The organism is Erwinia sp. 9145, assembly GCF_000745075.1.
GTDB classification, from domain to species: domain Bacteria; phylum Pseudomonadota; class Gammaproteobacteria; order Enterobacterales; family Enterobacteriaceae; genus Erwinia; species Erwinia oleae.
Genome location: NZ_JQNE01000001.1, coordinates 3,894,230 through 3,910,168 on the forward strand (window position 1 = coordinate 3,894,230; position 15,939 = coordinate 3,910,168).

Consider the following 15,939-nt stretch of genomic DNA (forward strand, 5'->3'; position numbering starts at 1 on the left):
ATGCCGTGCTGTTTTACCTTCACCACACCCTCTTTGATAATGGTGAGCGAGGGTTCATTAACGGCCAGAATAAACTTTTCCCCGTCACTTTTTTTTCAAATTGATAGTCCGTCGCGGGGCAGGCATCCTGTTCACAAGGCGACCTGTTCACTACGCCTGTGATACCGAAACGAGGATTACCAGAACTGTCTTCATCGATATATAATGCGCGATTGCAAATATTATAACTGTCTGCGCATACTAACATTACTCTTACTGAATAATCTTCTGAATGAAAGTACTGCGTTTCAGGAATAACGTCCTCAACGGATTTTCTTCTTTCTCCAGGTGTAAAGGTCAGGTTGTCGAACCTTTCTGCCCATTTTTTTATATCGGGTTGAATGTTTTTCATTTCTTTATCATTTGTTACATATTTTATATATGAGTTTTCTGGATTAACCCAAGCCGCATAAAGCTTGCCATCTGTTTTAATAACCAGGGCTGATGCACTTTGAAGCCGTAGCCACCTCGGCCACCCTTCAACAAACAAAGCGCCATCAACAAGCTTCTCAGGCTCGCCGAATCCTGTAAAATTTATCATATATTCTGGATATTCACTTTTAAGCATACTTCTAAGATCATTAGTTAATTTTTGATATCGAAAAATGTTAATAACTGAGTCCATGCTATTGTATTTATTAAGTTCATTATAGTGATCCTCAAAAGAATAGGGTGAGAAAAAAATCAACAATAACATTATAGATTTATGAAAATTATTTAACACAGGCACTCCTTTATTTCTTATGTGTTAGCTTCATAAATTCTGCTGCTTCTCGCTCGTAACGAATTTGCAACCCTTTATTATAAGCTTCTGACCATGTCATTCTAATGCCATCTACGCTGGTCATAGTCTTTCCATATATAATATTATCATAGGTTATCCTGGCATTTTTTAATTGCTCCTGGAAATCTTTTGGATTTAAACTCTCGAGAAGTTCGGCATTTTCACTCGTAATTTTTGAAGATTTTACGAAATCACCTGAAACCATTGAATTCAGGATGGCCTGTGCTCCGCCAACCCCGCACATATGCGCCAGCGACATGACCGCAGCCTCCTTTCCTGGATCGGAGAAATTTAGTGCTCCGGCTTTTCTGGCACTTTCATTCATATATTTTGACACCACCGCAAACTCCTCTGAACTGCCTACACCATACTTTCCTCTTGCTGTCATGATTTCTTCATAAGCGGGTCCGAATCCTTTGCGAAATCCATAGGCTTCAGGAATGCCGCCCTGTATGTGATGAATACCCTCAGATTTCATGATTGATTTCACCACCCGGCGATCAAGCCTGTTTTCTAATGGCTGCTTTTTCGAAACCGGAGGCACTCGCTGTATCGCTGCGGGTTTGCTTACGGGAGCAGCGTTCCCTGCGGGTTTCTGCACGCTCTTCTTAACTTGTGCTTTCTGCTGCGGATCAAACAGTGCCTCCACTGCGCTGACAATATCCCCATTGTGTCCTGCCCCCGGCGCGACGGTCGCCGCGGCCGTGCCGTCGTTCAGGTTCAGCTTACCGTCTCTGGTATTGATGTAGCCGTGCCCCTCCACAAATATATTAAAACCTTTCCCGGTCATGTTTATCTGCCCGGCCGCCGTCAGCTCAATCGCGCTGTCACCACACACCAGCCGCAGCGTAGTCCCGACCCCAGCACGTACTCATCAACCGCGGCATCGCTTTTTCTGCCCCCGGTCAGCACCGTTTCATTCGCCTTCACCCCCTGGATGCGACCGCCCGCCACCCGGTGCGCTTCATTTTCACCCACGTAATGCGTGTGGTTCTTACCCACCGACCGGCTGGCGTCCGCCTTTACGTTCACCTCCATGTCCTTCTGCGCCTGCACCCACAGCTGCTCCTCACCCGCTTTGTCCTCAAAGCGCAGCGCGTTGGCGCTCTCCGCCGACCCGTCCTTTGAGCGGCTGAGAAAACCCATCTGCGTCGCCGCCGCCGGCAGCGACCACGGCTTGTCATACACCGGCCGGAAGGTCACCGCCGCCGGTATCACCGTGATATCGGTGTGATGCGAGCCTGTGCCGCCGCCGCTGGCGTAGCTGTTCTCCTCAAACGCGTAGGTCGCCGACAGGATAAGGTAGTCGCCGTTGTCGGCCGGATGCGGCGCCTTCGTCAGCGTGAAGGTGTGTCCGGGCGCCAGGCCCGACGCGGTGCCGCCGGCGCTGATGCGGCGGTGCTCTGCCTGCCACGCCTGCTGGCGGATGCGCGCGTAGGCCTCGCCGTGGTCGTGGTCGACGAAGTGCCCCGGCCAGTCATAGACGTCAATCTGACCCGGCGAGGGCGACGCCGGGTTCTGCCGCGCATGCAGCAGCCACGCGTTCGGCTTGCGGAAGTCGTAGTCGTCGGTGCTGTACAGCCCCGGCGTCACGCGCTCCGTGGCGAACCAGCCGGTAAGCCCTTCTTCCGACGTGGTGCCGCCGGAAGCCGTGACGTGGTACGGGATACTTTCATAACCGGGAAACGGCGTGTGCTGCTCTGCCGCGTCCGCCAGCACCAGCGTGTGGCTGTCTGCTGCATGGCGGAAGTACCAGTAGATGCCTTCCAGCGCCATCAGGCGGCTGATGAATTCAAAGCTGTTTCCTGGTACTGCACGCAGTATTCCCAGACGCGGTAGCGCCCGCGCAGCTGATCTTCCACCGTCACCCCGTAGCCGCCCAGCACCGTTTTCACCATCTGCGGCACCGTCTGTCCCTGAAAAATGCGCTGGTTCCTGTCGCGGGTCAGACTCCACGGTGAGGGTGTAAACGGCGTAGCGCGTGTCGTTCAGCGCCTGGCTGCCGACCGAGACGGCGGTGATTTTTCCGTTGAAATAACGCGGCGCGCTGACCAGGCCCGGCAGGGGCACGGTAACGGTGACCGGTTTGCCGAGGAGCGCCCGGCCGTCAACGCGGGCGTCCTCGCCCAGCAGTTGCAGCGTGAAGATGAAGGCGCCTGAGAGAGCCTCGCTGCCGCCGAATTTCCAGAAGCGCAGACCTTCCACCGGCAGCTGCGCGGTAATGCGATATGACATAACGACGTCCCTGTTTCAACACGACTAACGCGATCCTGCGAAAAGTAAGGCCAAATGATACGCAAAAATCAGTGTAAAAAAAGAACAATCAGATCCATTCATATTTATAAAATACAAAAAAAGGAACGCATCTCGCAGTTTTGCCCCTTGAGGGGTGATTAACGTTTCTCCACTTGATGAGATACAAGAAAACCGTATTGAGCTGGTCGCAGGCGGTAAATCAGAAGCGGGCGCTGACGCCAAGGTTATACATAAACTGCTCGCCAGAGCTGAGGCCGCCCGTTTGCGACACTGAGGCAAAAGCGGCTACGGCGTCGCCCAGCGGCATATGCGCGCCCACCGTGACGTCCACCCAGTTGGTATCCTGTCCGGCAGAATCGCGCGTGAAAGACGTTTGAGTTGATTTCAACCCGCCGCCCGCGCGCCAGACATTGTCGCCGAACTGGTGGTTGTAGCTTACTTCCGCCCACGGATTGAGCCAGCCGAACTGCGAGTCCAGTCGCCAGCCAACGGCCCCAACCTGCGAATGATAGTTCTGGTCGTCAAAGCGCATCGCGGTGCTGCTGCTGCCCTGTTCCTGATAGCCGCTCACCTCGCTGTAGTCCAGCGCGTATTGCGCCACCGGGCCGGTGGTCAGCACCGATCCCAGCGGAATATCCCAGCCGGTGGTGATGCGCGCGCCCATTTGCGTGCCGTCCGTCTCACCTCTTTCCGTGCGCGTTGCCGGGCCAAGCACCACGCTGCGCCTGATATTGTCAAAACTGAGCGAGGCGTAATGCGCATCGGCATTAATCCAGCCGTTATCGAAAAACGACAGTTCGCTCCAGGCGGCAACCAGCCAGCCGCGCGTCTTATAGTCATAACGCGGCGTGGGATGTTGGCTGTCATCAGAGCCGGAAGCCAGCACGCCCACCAGCCAGCGGTCAGTCAGCTTGTAATCCACGCCCAGCGTCAGATTGCGGGTCGTGGCGTCGCCGTCGCCCGCTGCAAAATTGTCTGAATAGTTAAGCCGCTGGCCCGCGTAGCCGCCAAAAACGCTGAGGGAACCCTGCGGATTATCGCTGTGGCGCTGCTGCTGAAGACGACTGTCCAGGGTTGAGCGCATATCACGCGACATCGCCAGCGTGGCCTGATTCAGCGCTACCGCCTGCGCGGGCGCGTCCAGCACCGACTGAATATAGTCACCGATCAGTAAATGCGCGGCAGGGCTGGGATGCAGGCGATCGGCAAACAGAAACGCCTGTGCATCAGAAAAACCGGCCGACGCTGACGTACAGTCAGCGGCAGACAGGCCCGGCGGGCAGGCCATTCCTGCGGTATTGCTCAAACCGTAGCGCAGCGGATCGTCCAGCACTTCATTAAATAACCCGTTAATGTCCACCCGCACAATGTTGCCGCTTAACCGCGCCAGCTGACTCTCTTCCTGCTGATTATAACGATCGGTCAGTGCGGCGGCCTGGCTGCCCAGCGCCTGCCATGCCTGATAAAGCTGTCCGGCGATCGCCTGACGGAGCGCGGCAACAGTGCTGGCCTGGCCAGCGGCGGCGTAAAACGCCTGATAAACCGCCTGATTGCGGGCATTTCGATCGGGGGTCGCCTGGCCGTTTAACGATTGAAAGGCGGCGGCAAGCGCCGCGTCCGCCACTGGCGCCAGCGCCAGCTGAATTACCGTCTGAAGCAGGATCGGCGTTGCGCCCACGTCCGGCACCGTTGGCACAATCACCGTATCAGCACCAGCCCTCAGCAACGTTTGTACCTGGCTGGCGGCGGCAAAGGCGCTGTTGGTGACAATCTGATTCGCCTGTAGCGGGTTCAGCGCCGCAGCCGCCAGATCGTTTCCTCCCACCCAATGTACATACAGCCCGTCGGCATCAGCGCGCCCGCCATTGGTGGTGAGATAGTGACTGACCTGATCGGCGGTATTGTCCTGCGGGTTAAGTGCAGGAACGGCAACGGCATCGCCTGCCGCATAGTTGGTGCCGCCCTCGTCTGAAGGGCGCAGCGACTGATTGATTTTTGCCGCCAGCACGTCGTCATAGAGCGGATGGCGGCTGCCATCCCAGGTGTATCGCCCGTTGTTCCCGCTGTCGCTCAGGCTGTCGCCAAAAACATAAAGCCGATCCCAGCTCATCGCTGTGCCGGTGGCACAGAGATAGCACGCCGCCCCAAAGGCCATACGGCGCGTCCACTCGCTTTTCTTCAACATGAAAGACTCCTGAAAAAAGAGCCAAAAGGCAGGCTGTTGCGTATTATTAAATTTGTTTACAACAGAATTAACTATTGCCTGGATAGTGCTAACGTCAAGGCTGTTTTGCGCAATTTTCACGCACTTTATTAAGGAGCATTTATCAATGCAGCGCTGCGGTTGGGTAAGTCAGGATCCGCTTTATATTGCTTATCATGATGAAGAGTGGGGCGTGCCATTAACCGATACGCGTCAACTGTTTGAAATGCTCTGTCTTGAAGGGCAGATGGCGGGTCTTTCGTGGCTGACGGTGCTGAAAAAACGCGAAAACTACCGGCGCGCCTTTCACCAGTTCGATCCGCAGGCGGTGGCGCTTATGGATAGCGAAGACGTGGAAAGGCTGATGCAGGACAGCGGTATTATTCGCCATCGCGGTAAAATCGCCGCCATCATAGCGAACGCGCGCGCGCTGCTGGCTATGGAGGCAATGGGTGAAGCGTTTAACACCTTTATCTGGCGTTTTGTTGATAACGAGCCGCAAATCCATCGTTATGCCAGTTATCGCGAGGCGCCTACCTTCAGCCCCATTTCTGATGCGCTTTCAAAAGCATTGAAAAAACGCGGATTTAAATTTGTCGGTACGACCACCTGTTACTCTTTTATGCAGGCCTGCGGACTGATTAGCGACCATTCGACCTCCTGTTTCTGCCATCCTGACAACCTGAAATAGCGCTTGTTTACAATTTCAGACGAATGGCACGTTTTTTTCTCACAATTCAGCGGCATAATCCTCTCTTTTCGGGCACTTTGCCCGCCGTTGCAATGATGGAATAAACATGATGAAAAAGACTTCGCTTACCCTCGCTCTGATTCTGAGCGGTACTGTTGCGCTTTCCGGCTGTACCACCAATCCCTATACCGGCGAGCGTGAAGCCGGTAAATCCGGTATAGGCGCCGGCCTTGGCGCGGCGTTGGGCGCGGGCGTTGGCGCGCTCTCCTCCTCAAAAAAAGATCGCGGCAAAGGCGCACTGATCGGCGCAGCTGCGGGTGCGGCGCTCGGCGGCGGCGCGGGCTACTATATGGATGTGCAGGAGGCGAAGCTGCGCGAAAAAATGCGCGGTACCGGCGTCAGCGTGACGCGTCAGGGTAATAATATTGTGCTGAATATGCCAAATAACGTGACCTTTGACAGCAGCAGCAGTACGCTGAAACCCGCCGGGGCCAACACGCTGACCGGTGTGGCAATGGTACTGAAAGAGTACCCAAAAACCGCCGTGAATATCACCGGCCATACTGACAGTACCGGCACGCGTCAGCTCAATATGACGCTTTCGCAGCAGCGTGCTGACAGCGTGGGCAGCGCGCTGATTTCCCAGGGCGTGGCCGCCAACCGTATTCGCAGCAGCGGAGCAGGGCCGGACAGCCCTGTTGCATCGAACAGCACAGCCGAAGGGAAAGCACAGAACCGTCGCGTAGAAATCACGCTCAGCCCTTTGCAGTAAGGGCAACTGACCGGGCTGCCCGGCCCGGTCACCCTTCGCCTGCGCCAACCAGAACAGATCCAGCGTAAGCTGAAGTAAACATCCGGAAATTATCATGAAACGTCAGGCCGCACGCGCCACCATCAGCGATGTAGCTAAAGCCGCCAGAACCGGAAAAACCAGCGTTTCGCGCTATCTGAATGGCGAACAGCACGCGCTTTCAGCCGATTTAAAGCAGCGAATTGAGCAGGCCATCGCCGCGCTCGACTATCGTCCCAGCCAGATGGCGCGCGGATTAAAGCGCGGCCGCACGCGGCTTATCGGGCTGATCATCGCTGATATCAGCAATCCCTACTCAGTTGAAGTGATGTCCGGTATCGAAGCGGCCTGTCGCGCGCTCGGTTTTACCCTGCTGATGTGCAACACCAATAATGAAGTTGACCAGGAGCAGTATTACCTTAATCTGCTGAGCAGCTATCAGGTTGAAGGTATTGTGGTTAACGCTGTTGGCATGCATGAGAAGGCGCTGAGTCAGCTTCAACATTCGCATCTGCCGATGGTGCTTATCGATCGTAAAATTCCCGATTTCCGTTGCGATGTGGTGGGTTTAAACAACGCCGAGGCGGCGGCGCTGGCGACCCGGCACCTGCTCGATCGGGATTTTCAGGCACTGCTTTTTATCACAGAACCGCTTGGCACGGTCAACACCCGGCACGAACGGCTCAGGGTTTTTACCGATATGATGGCGCAACATCCTTCCCGACATGCAGAGCAGGCGGAAGTTGCACTGAATGATCCGGCGGCAATAGACGCCGTGCTCAAGGCGTTTCATCAACGCTATAGCGCCAGCCGCTGTGCCGTGCTGACGGTAAACGGTGCGCTAACGCTCCAGGTAGCGCGTTCGCTGCGGCGGCTTGATATCGTCTGGGGCAGAGATATTGGTCTGCTTGGTTTTGACGAGCTGGCGTGGTCAGAGCTGGCGGGCGTAGGCATCACTACCCTGAAACAGCCCGCCTGGCAAATGGGTTACGCCGCACTGGAAAAGGTCATCGCGCGCATAGAGGGCGATCGCACGCCGCCTGACGAGCAGATCTTCTCGGGCGAACTGGTGGTGCGGGGTTCGACGAGGCTGGTTGATTGAACACTCTTCTGGAGTAGAAATGTGCGAATTCAGCGAGATATTTCAATCAGTTTTCCATCGCCTTCATCCATATAGTATTTATATAGCGTATCAAAATAGGTTACGCCGTAAGCGTTTTTATGTACCCTGAACAATAGATTCTTTTCGATACACTTTTCTTTTACATTCATATCATCAAAACAGAGTACATCTGCTGTTTCAGAACTTAAGCGCGGCACGCTCTTCGGCATTTCTTTATAACCTTTATCAAAATCTAAAAAGCTAACGTGATAACTGCCATCTGTTTTTGTTAAGGGCACATAATAAGAATTTTTTAATAATCCTTTATTTTCCTTCCACCAGTCAATTTTTCCTCTGGTTGTAAGAGGAAAGTTTTTTACCAGGATCATACTGAAGTTATCTTTTTTATGAACCGCAACAATGATAACTGGCTGGGATATTTTATAGCAAAAAAAAACACCCCAAATCATTAACAGGAGAGAAGTTGTTACAATAGTCCACTTGTTAATAACCATTACTTTCTCCTCCCCATAACTTTTATTGTTGCATTCATATTAACCATAAATGGCTTATACGCCATTTTATTCCAGCGTTGTAAAGTAAACCAGATACGAAAAAGCGGCATATTATGATAAGGCTGCGTCATGATATCATTGTCGTCAAGACCAAAATGGTCCTGAGCCTTATAGTTTAAGATAACCGTATAATTTTCATCCTCGATTTGAAGCGACTTAAGCGTTATACATGTGGCATGAATAGCATGGACTGAAATACCTAAGCCGTTAATTCTATCAATCCAGCGATCAAAGCGCGGCAAATATGATTCATTTAATAGTATTCTTATCTCATTTATTTTATCTGGCGGTAAAATTTTCCTTTTCCAGTCTATAAACTCTCTAAAATTATCATTTATTACTTTAAAAGTACTTTTCTCGCTCCTGTCATTTCTGATCTGCTGCTCATAAGCAAAATTCAGCGTTGAATCGCTGAACGGCATGCCGTTGCCGTGTTGCATATGGTTAACCATTCTGAGAAAAAGCTCCCGGTGACCAAAAAACGAGACCAGCCATGAATGCTGGCGCATTTCATCAAAAAGCTGATTCGCCACGTCCTGATAGTTGATGCGTTCTTTTATCGTTGCCGGACGCGCAAAAGCATAATTACCGAAAGGATAACGCAACCGTTCGCCGCTCCACGGATCGATGGTTTCAGAAACGTTCTTCAGCGCGTATTGCGCTTTCAAAATCTGCTCGCTGAGATCGCCGCAGCGCATATCGTCGGCAAAGTAGTCATCCATACGTCTCTGGCTGCGAAAAAGGGTACAGGGAAGGCGTACTGCGCCGGTGTCAGACATAATTAATTCCTTTTAACATGGCGGGCGTCACTGCCCTTCGACCTGCCCAGCATAAGCAGGCACCTGCGCGTCGTCTTTCTGTTTAACCGTTTTAGTGCGGAAAATTCTCCACAGCGTGAAGGCGCTCATAAAACACGGAGCGCCCTTTAACGTTAAAAACGGATGTTGCTAAACATTTTATTTACATCACAGCGCGCCGAAAATGGCCACTGTGCGCATTGAGGGCGATCGCACGCCGCCTGACAAGCAGGTTTCTTCGGCGAAGGGATGAGAGCATTATAACGGGACTATTCAATTTTCACGATTTCGCCGCCAGAACGCTGTAGGTATGTTCCGTCATACACGGTAAAGTAAATATTACCCTCGCGATCCCGACTTACGGTAAATAGTAATTTTTTACTGATGCATTTTTTTTCTGATTTAATATCATCGAAGCAAAGAAGATCGCTGTCTTCTGAACTCAAGCGATGATCACTCTTTGGCATTTTTTTATAGTTACCATCGAAAGCCCAAAAGCTGACCGAATACGTTCCGTTTTTACCCAAAACAGGTAAATCATATTTTTCTGCCAAAAATTTATTATTTTCCAACCACCACGTTAACTTTCCATTATCTGAAACTGGAAAGTTTTCCACCAATACACTACTAAAATTCTCATCCTGATGTATAGCATATATTTTAACAGGCAAAGTAAAATAATATATTAAAACCATTAAAAAAAACACCAGAAAAAATAAAAATATCACTTTTCCCCTTTTACTTATTTTCATATTTTAAGTTTACTCCGGATATTTCAATTGCGGCTTCCATATTTACCATAAATGGCTTAAAACCCATTTTATGCCAGCGTTGCAGAATAAACCAGATACGAAAGAGTGGCATGTTATGATAAGGCTGAGTCATAATATCTCTGTCATCTAAACCGAAATGATCTTGCGCCTGGAAGTGGACCAAAGCAACGTAAGCACCTTCACTCACATTTAAAGATCTCAACGTAATAGTCGTTGCATGAATACCATGAACTGATATTCCCAGTCCGTTTATTCTGTCTTTCCATCGGTCAAATTGAGGAAGTACAGACTGCTTAATCGACCTTCCAATATCACTTATACCTTCCATATCAATATTTTTATCATTAAAATTAACAGACTTTGATAGAGCATTTTTAATTCTTATCAAAGCGCTTTTATCAGTCCGGTCATTTCTGATCTGCTGCTCATAAGCAAAATTCAGCGTCGAATCGCTGAACGGCATGCCGTTGCCGTGTTGCATATGGTTAACCATTCTGAGAAAAAGCTCCCGGTGACCAAAAAACGAGACCAGCCATGAATGCTGCCGCATTTCATCAAAAAGCTGATTCGCCACCTCCTGATAGTTGATGCGTTCTTTTATCGTTGCCGGACGCGAAAAAGCATAATTACCGAAAGGATAACGCAACCGTTCGCCACTCCACGGATCGATGGTTTCAGAAACGTTCTTCAGCGCGTATTGCGCTTTCAACATCTGCTCGCTGAGATCACCGCAGCGCATATCGTCGGCAAAGTAGTCATCCATACGTCTCTGGCTGCGAAAAAGGGTACAGGGAAGGCGTACTGCGCCGGTGTCAGACATAATTAATTCCTTTTAACATGGCGGGCGTCACTGCCCTTCGACCTGCCCAGCATAAGCAGGCATCTGCGCGTCGTCTTTCTGTTTGACCGTTTTAGTCCGAAAAATTCCCCACAGCGTGAACACGATCATAAAACGCTGAGCGCGTTCTTTCTTTTGGAACCGGTTCCATCTACCGTTTTAAGGATATTACGCCGATGTTCAGCGAGGAAATGATGAAAAGAGAAGTGATCGTGGTTGCCAACGCCTACAACAAAGAGCGGCTTGCACAACCCGGCGGCCAACAGGCGTTGTTACCGATTGTCGCCGCAGCGGGCGCGGACGGCATTGAGATCCGCCGTGAACTGTTCGACGACGCGGCGCTGCGCCAGTTGCCGGAAACCGGGGCGACGATACGCGCGCACGGGCTTATCGCTTTCTATTCCGTGCCCGACGCGCTGTTTAACGCCGGGGGCGCGCTGAATCCCAACCTTGCGCGCTTTTTCAACGAGGCAGAGCAGCTTGGCGCGCGCCAGCTAAAATTCTCATTAGGCCATTTTTCACCCGGCACGGACTGCCGGCAGCTTCGCGAAATTATCGAGGCCAGTGATGTGCGTCTTTTGGTCGAAAACGACCAGACCGATTGCGGCCGCATGGCGGCGCTGGAGGCCTGGTTTGAGGACGGCGGCACGGCATACAGCGGCATGACCTTCGATACCGGTAACTGGTTGTGGGTGGCTGAAGATCCGCTTGAGGCCGCCGCGCGTCTTGGCAGGTTTGTCAGCTATGTCCATGTTAAAGCCGTAAAAGAGGGCCGCGCCGTTGCGCCGGATGGCACCGACGATCTCTGGCGCAGAGCGCTGGCGGCGCTGCCCGACAATGTGCCGCGCGGCATCGAATTTCCGCTGGAAGGCAGCGACCCGATCGCCGTCACCCGTCACTATGTTGACCTGCTGCGTGAGGTGTAACGATGCGTATTAATGCAAATGCCGCGCTGGACGTCGTTACCTTCGGCGAAGCCATGGCGATGTTCGTCGCCGGTGAAACCGGCGATCTGGCTACCATCGAACGATTTACTAAACGTGTTGCCGGTGCCGAGCTGAATGTCGCGACGGGCCTTGCGCGACTGGGCTTGAAAGTGGGTTGGGTCAGCCGCGTCGGAAACGACAGCTTCGGACGCTTCGTTTGCCAGCAGTTAGAAAAAGAAGGCATCGATCGCCGTGGGGTGGTGACCGACGCGCGCTATCCGACCGGTTTTCAACTGAAGTCGAAGGTGGAAGATGGCAGCGATCCGCAGGTGGAGTATTTTCGCAAAGGTTCCGCCGCCAGCCACCTGTCGGTTGCCGATTTTAAGCGGGACTATTTTAGTCAGGCCCGCCATCTGCACCTGAGCGGCGTGGCGGCAGCGCTTTCACCCTCGTCGCTGGCGCTGTCGCGCCACGCGGCGCAGGAGATGAAGCAGATGGGCAAAACGGTTTCCTTTGATCCGAATCTTCGTCCGGTGCTGTGGCCCGATGAGGCAGAAATGATCAAACAGATTAACGCGCTGGCAGGCTTCGCTGACTGGGTGCTGCCGGGCCTTGGCGAAGGCAGGATATTAACCGGTCACGATACCCCGGAGGCGATTGCTGACTTTTATCTGTCGATGGGCGTCAGCGCGGTGGTGATCAAAACCGGTGGCGACGGGGCCTGGTACAAGACGGCGCAGGGCGAGAAGGGCCAGGTCGCGCCATTTCTGACCAAAAACGTTGTGGATACGGTGGGCGCGGGCGACGGTTTCGCCGTTGGCCTGATCAGCGCGTTGCTTGAAGGAAAAGCGTTGCCGCAGGCGGTCAGGCGCGGCAACAAAATTGGCTCACTGGCGATTCAGGCCATTGGCGACAGCGAAGGGTTACCGACCCGCGCGCAGCTTGATGAAGAGGATTAACCATGAATACGCACACAATTGCGCCAAAACGCTGGTGGTACATCATGCCCATCGTGTTTATCACCTACAGTCTGGCGTATCTCGACAGAGCCAACTTCAGTTTTGCTTCTGCGGCCGGGATCAATGAGGATTTAGGTATCACCAAAGGCATGTCTTCGCTGCTGGGCGCGCTGTTTTTCCTCGGCTACTTCTTCTTTCAAATCCCCGGCGCTATCTATGCCGAACGTCGTAGCGTGAAAAAGCTGGTGTTTATTTGCCTGCTGCTATGGGGCGTTTGCGCCTCGCTGACCGGCGTGGTCAGTAATATTCCGATGCTGGCGGCGATCCGTTTCGTGCTCGGCGTGGTTGAAGCGGCGGTGATGCCCGCCATGCTTATTTATATCAGTAACTGGTTTACCAAATCAGAACGCTCCAGAGCCAATACTTTTCTGATCCTCGGTAATCCGGTCACCGTTTTGTGGATGTCGGTGGTGTCCGGCTATCTGATTGACGCCTTCGGCTGGCGCGAGATGTTCATTTTTGAAGGATTTCCGGCGGTGATTTGGGCGGTGGCCTGGTGGTTTATGGTGCAGGACAAACCGGCGCAGGCAAGATGGCTGAGTAACGAGGAGAAGGCGGCGCTTCAGGCGCAGTTGGAGAAAGAGCAGGAGAACATCAAAGCAGTACGCAACTATGGTGAGGCTTTTCGCTCGCGCAATGTGATTATCCTGTGCGCTCAGTACTTTACGTGGAGCATTGGCGTATACGGCTTCGTGCTCTGGCTTCCCTCCATCCTGCGCAACGGCAGCCAGATGGGAATGGTCGAAGCGGGCTGGCTTTCCGCCGTGCCCTATCTTGCCGCCACGGTAGCGATGATCGTCGTCTCTTTTTTGTCGGACAAGCTACAAAATCGCAAACTGTTTGTCTGGCCGCTGCTGCTGGTTGGCGCACTGGCGTTTTTAGGATCGTATCTGGTGGGCGCCGGAAACTTCTGGCTGTCATTTACGTTGCTGACCATTGCCGGTGCGGCGATGTACGCGCCTTACGGCCCATTTTTCGCCATCATTCCCGAGATGCTGCCGCGTAACGTGGCCGGTGGCGCGATGGCGTTGATCAACGCGATGGGCGCGCTGGGTTCTTTCCTCGGCTCATGGGTGGTAGGTTATCTGAACGGCGCCACCGGCAGCCCTTCAGCGTCGTATATCTTTATGGGTGCGTCGCTGCTGATTTCCGTCTGGCTAACGCTTATCGTCAGGCCCGCTAAAAACCACCAGCCTGGCATCCCCCATGAAGCGACACGATAAGGCCTGACGCCTTTACTCTAATTGACCAACAGGGAGATAACCATGAAACCTTCTGTGGTGCTGTATAAAGCATTACCCGACGATTTGCGTGCGCGACTGGATGCGCATTTTACCGTGACTGAAATCAGCGCACTGACGCCGGAAACGCTGAGCCAGCACGCCGATCTGTTCCGCGAGGCCGAAGGTATTTTAGGCTCCGGCGGCAAGGTTGATGGCGCATTTCTGGAAAAAGCGCCAAAGCTGCGCGCCGCCTCCACCGTGTCCGTTGGCTTTGATAATTTTGATGTCGATGCGCTGAACAACTGCGGCGTGGTGCTGATGCACACGCCGACCGTGCTGACCGACACCGTCGCCGACACCATGATGGCGCTGGTGCTGGCCACCGCGCGCCGCGTGGTGGAATCGGCCGATCGGGTTCGGGCGGGCGAATGGCAGGGCAGCATCAGTGACGACTGGTTTGGCATTGACGTGCACCATAAAAAAATGGGCATTCTTGGCATGGGCCGCATCGGTCTGGCGCTGGCGCAGCGTGCGCACTTCGGCTTCAACATGCCCATTCTCTATAATGCCCGTAAGCACCATGAAGAGGCGGAGCAGCGCTTTGATGCGCAGTATTGCGATCTGGATACCCTGCTGAAAGAGTCTGATTTTCTCTGTATCAGCCTGCCGCTGACCAATCAGACGCACCATCTGATTGGTCGAGAAGAGCTGGCAAAAATGAAACGCAGCGCGGTGCTGATCAATGCCGGTCGCGGGCCGGTGGTTGATGAAGAGGCGCTGATCGCCGCGTTGAAGGATCGCACGATTTACGCCGCCGGGCTGGATGTATTCGAGAAGGAGCCGCTGCCGGTTGACTCACCGTTATTGACGATGCCGCAGGTTGTGGCGCTGCCGCATATCGGCTCCGCAACGCATGAAACCCGCTACGGCATGGCAAAGGATGCGGTGGAAAACCTGATTGCCGCACTGACGGGCAAGGTAGAGAAAAACTGTGTGAATCCGCAGGTGCTTAAATAGCAGGAAGGTTGGGGAAGGCAGGCCGATCGTAAGACGCCAAAGAAGTCATCCATGCAGGCCCGTCACGCGCCCTCTCTGCGCGTGACGCTTTGCGCCACCCTCCACCGGCCATTATCCTTTAGCGCGCCAGCCAGCCGCCGTCGACCGCCACGGTATAGCCGTTGATGTAGTCAGAAGCGGATGACGCCAGGAACACCACCGGGCCTTTCAGATCCTCCGGCAGACCCCAGCGCCCGGCAGGAATACGCTCCAGAATCGCCGCGCTGCGTTCTTCATCAGCCCGAAGCTGCTGCGTGTTGTTGGTCGCCATGTAGCCAGGCGCTATGGCGTTGACGTTAATGCCGTGCTGCGCCCACTCGTTGGCCAGTAAACGCGTCACGCCCATTACCGCGCTTTTCGAGGCGGTGTAGGAAGGAACGCGAATGCCGCCCTGATACGACAGCATCGACGCAATATTGATGATTTTCCCGCCCGTTCCCTGTTTAATGAACTGCTTTGCCACCGCCTGCGACATAAAGAATACCGATTTGATATTCAGATTCATGACGTCGTCCCAGTTTTTCTCGCTGAACTCAATGGCATCCTCACGGCGGATAATGCCTGCGTTATTCACCAGGATATCGATGTTGCCGCACTCAGCAACCGCCCGCTCAAGCAGGCCGGGGATGACATCTGTCCTGCTGAGATCCGCGGTCAGGCTGAGGAACCGGCGGCCCAGAGCGGTCACGCGCTCAATCGTTTCCACCGGCTCCACAATATTGATGCCGACGATGTCGCAGCCTGCTTCCGCCAGCCCCACCGCCATACCCTGACCTAAACCGGTGTCGCAACCGGTCACCACGGCCACGCGTCCCTGTAGTTCAAATGCATTTAAAATCATAAAAAGCTCCTTAAATCAGCAGAGTA

At 53.4% G+C, this 15,939-nt stretch carries 15 protein-coding genes and 1 pseudogene; 7 read left to right on the plus strand and 9 right to left on the minus strand.

What is annotated here, in order from left to right:
* Nucleotides 1-19: 19 nt before the first annotated feature.
* From FA91_RS20180 to FA91_RS18330, 4 genes and pseudogenes are all read right to left on the minus strand, one after another.
* Nucleotides 20-763, minus strand: coding sequence for a hypothetical protein (locus FA91_RS20180; RefSeq protein ID WP_156103103.1), 744 nt, complete (start codon nt 761-763; stop codon nt 20-22).
* Between the two features lie 10 nt (nt 764-773).
* A complete protein-coding gene (locus FA91_RS21500; protein ID WP_343205756.1) occupies nt 774-1,613 on the minus strand; it encodes a hypothetical protein in 840 nt (279 codons plus the stop codon).
* 230 nt (nt 1,614-1,843) lie between these two features.
* Nucleotides 1,844-3,058: pseudogene (tssI, locus tag FA91_RS21505) on the minus strand (type VI secretion system tip protein TssI/VgrG); the annotation flags it as partial.
* A gap of 220 nt (nt 3,059-3,278) precedes the next feature.
* Complete coding sequence (locus tag FA91_RS18330) at nt 3,279-5,234, minus strand: autotransporter domain-containing esterase (RefSeq protein WP_051937462.1); 1,956 nt, start codon at nt 5,232-5,234, stop codon at nt 3,279-3,281.
* Between the two features lie 175 nt (nt 5,235-5,409).
* Between FA91_RS18330 and tag the strand changes: the two genes are divergently transcribed.
* From tag to FA91_RS18345, 3 genes are all read left to right on the plus strand, one after another.
* Nucleotides 5,410-5,973 (plus strand): DNA-3-methyladenine glycosylase I, encoded by a 564-nt coding sequence (tag, locus tag FA91_RS18335; protein ID WP_034918094.1) that lies wholly within the window; start codon nt 5,410-5,412, stop codon nt 5,971-5,973.
* A gap of 109 nt (nt 5,974-6,082) precedes the next feature.
* Nucleotides 6,083-6,745, plus strand: a complete 663-nt coding sequence (locus FA91_RS18340; protein ID WP_034919557.1) for an OmpA family lipoprotein — start codon at nt 6,083-6,085, stop codon at nt 6,743-6,745.
* A 94-nt stretch (nt 6,746-6,839) separates the two neighbouring features.
* Nucleotides 6,840-7,865, plus strand: a complete 1,026-nt coding sequence (locus FA91_RS18345) for a LacI family DNA-binding transcriptional regulator (protein WP_034918096.1) — start codon at nt 6,840-6,842, stop codon at nt 7,863-7,865.
* 29 nt (nt 7,866-7,894) lie between these two features.
* Here FA91_RS18345 and FA91_RS18350 read toward each other — a convergent pair whose 3' ends face one another.
* The 4 genes from FA91_RS18350 to FA91_RS18365 form a co-directional block, all read right to left on the minus strand.
* Nucleotides 7,895-8,380 carry a DUF943 family protein gene (locus FA91_RS18350; protein WP_051937311.1) on the minus strand — a complete coding sequence of 162 codons (486 nt, stop codon included), beginning with the start codon at nt 8,378-8,380 and terminating at the stop codon, nt 7,895-7,897.
* Nucleotides 8,380-9,219: a DUF3289 family protein gene (locus FA91_RS18355; RefSeq protein WP_034918099.1), complete on the minus strand. Its 840-nt coding sequence runs from the start codon at nt 9,217-9,219 to the stop codon at nt 8,380-8,382. The genes FA91_RS18350 and FA91_RS18355 overlap by 1 nt, the downstream gene beginning before the upstream one ends.
* Nucleotides 9,220-9,506: 287 nt before the next feature.
* Nucleotides 9,507-9,989: a DUF943 family protein gene (locus tag FA91_RS20690; RefSeq protein ID WP_034918100.1), complete on the minus strand. Its 483-nt coding sequence runs from the start codon at nt 9,987-9,989 to the stop codon at nt 9,507-9,509.
* A complete protein-coding gene (locus FA91_RS18365) occupies nt 9,976-10,830 on the minus strand; it encodes a DUF3289 family protein (protein WP_051937318.1) in 855 nt (284 codons plus the stop codon). The genes FA91_RS20690 and FA91_RS18365 overlap by 14 nt, the downstream gene beginning before the upstream one ends.
* Nucleotides 10,831-11,042: 212 nt before the next feature.
* Between FA91_RS18365 and FA91_RS18370 the strand changes: the two genes are divergently transcribed.
* From FA91_RS18370 to ghrB, 4 genes are read left to right on the plus strand one after another with little or no spacing between them, the layout of a single operon-like run.
* Nucleotides 11,043-11,774: a TIM barrel protein gene (locus tag FA91_RS18370; RefSeq protein WP_034919562.1), complete on the plus strand. Its 732-nt coding sequence runs from the start codon at nt 11,043-11,045 to the stop codon at nt 11,772-11,774.
* 2 nt (nt 11,775-11,776) lie between these two features.
* Nucleotides 11,777-12,733 (plus strand): sugar kinase, encoded by a 957-nt coding sequence (locus FA91_RS18375; RefSeq protein ID WP_034918103.1) that lies wholly within the window; start codon nt 11,777-11,779, stop codon nt 12,731-12,733.
* Between the two features lie 2 nt (nt 12,734-12,735).
* Nucleotides 12,736-14,016: an MFS transporter gene (locus tag FA91_RS18380; RefSeq protein WP_034918106.1), complete on the plus strand. Its 1,281-nt coding sequence runs from the start codon at nt 12,736-12,738 to the stop codon at nt 14,014-14,016.
* 42 nt (nt 14,017-14,058) lie between these two features.
* Nucleotides 14,059-15,033, plus strand: coding sequence for a glyoxylate/hydroxypyruvate reductase GhrB (gene ghrB / locus FA91_RS18385; protein ID WP_034918108.1), 975 nt, complete (start codon nt 14,059-14,061; stop codon nt 15,031-15,033).
* A gap of 118 nt (nt 15,034-15,151) precedes the next feature.
* Here the strand turns inward: ghrB and kduD are convergent, their stop codons facing one another.
* Nucleotides 15,152-15,913 (minus strand): 2-dehydro-3-deoxy-D-gluconate 5-dehydrogenase KduD, encoded by a 762-nt coding sequence (kduD, locus tag FA91_RS18390; RefSeq protein ID WP_034918111.1) that lies wholly within the window; start codon nt 15,911-15,913, stop codon nt 15,152-15,154.
* Nucleotides 15,914-15,939 lie beyond the last annotated feature (26 nt).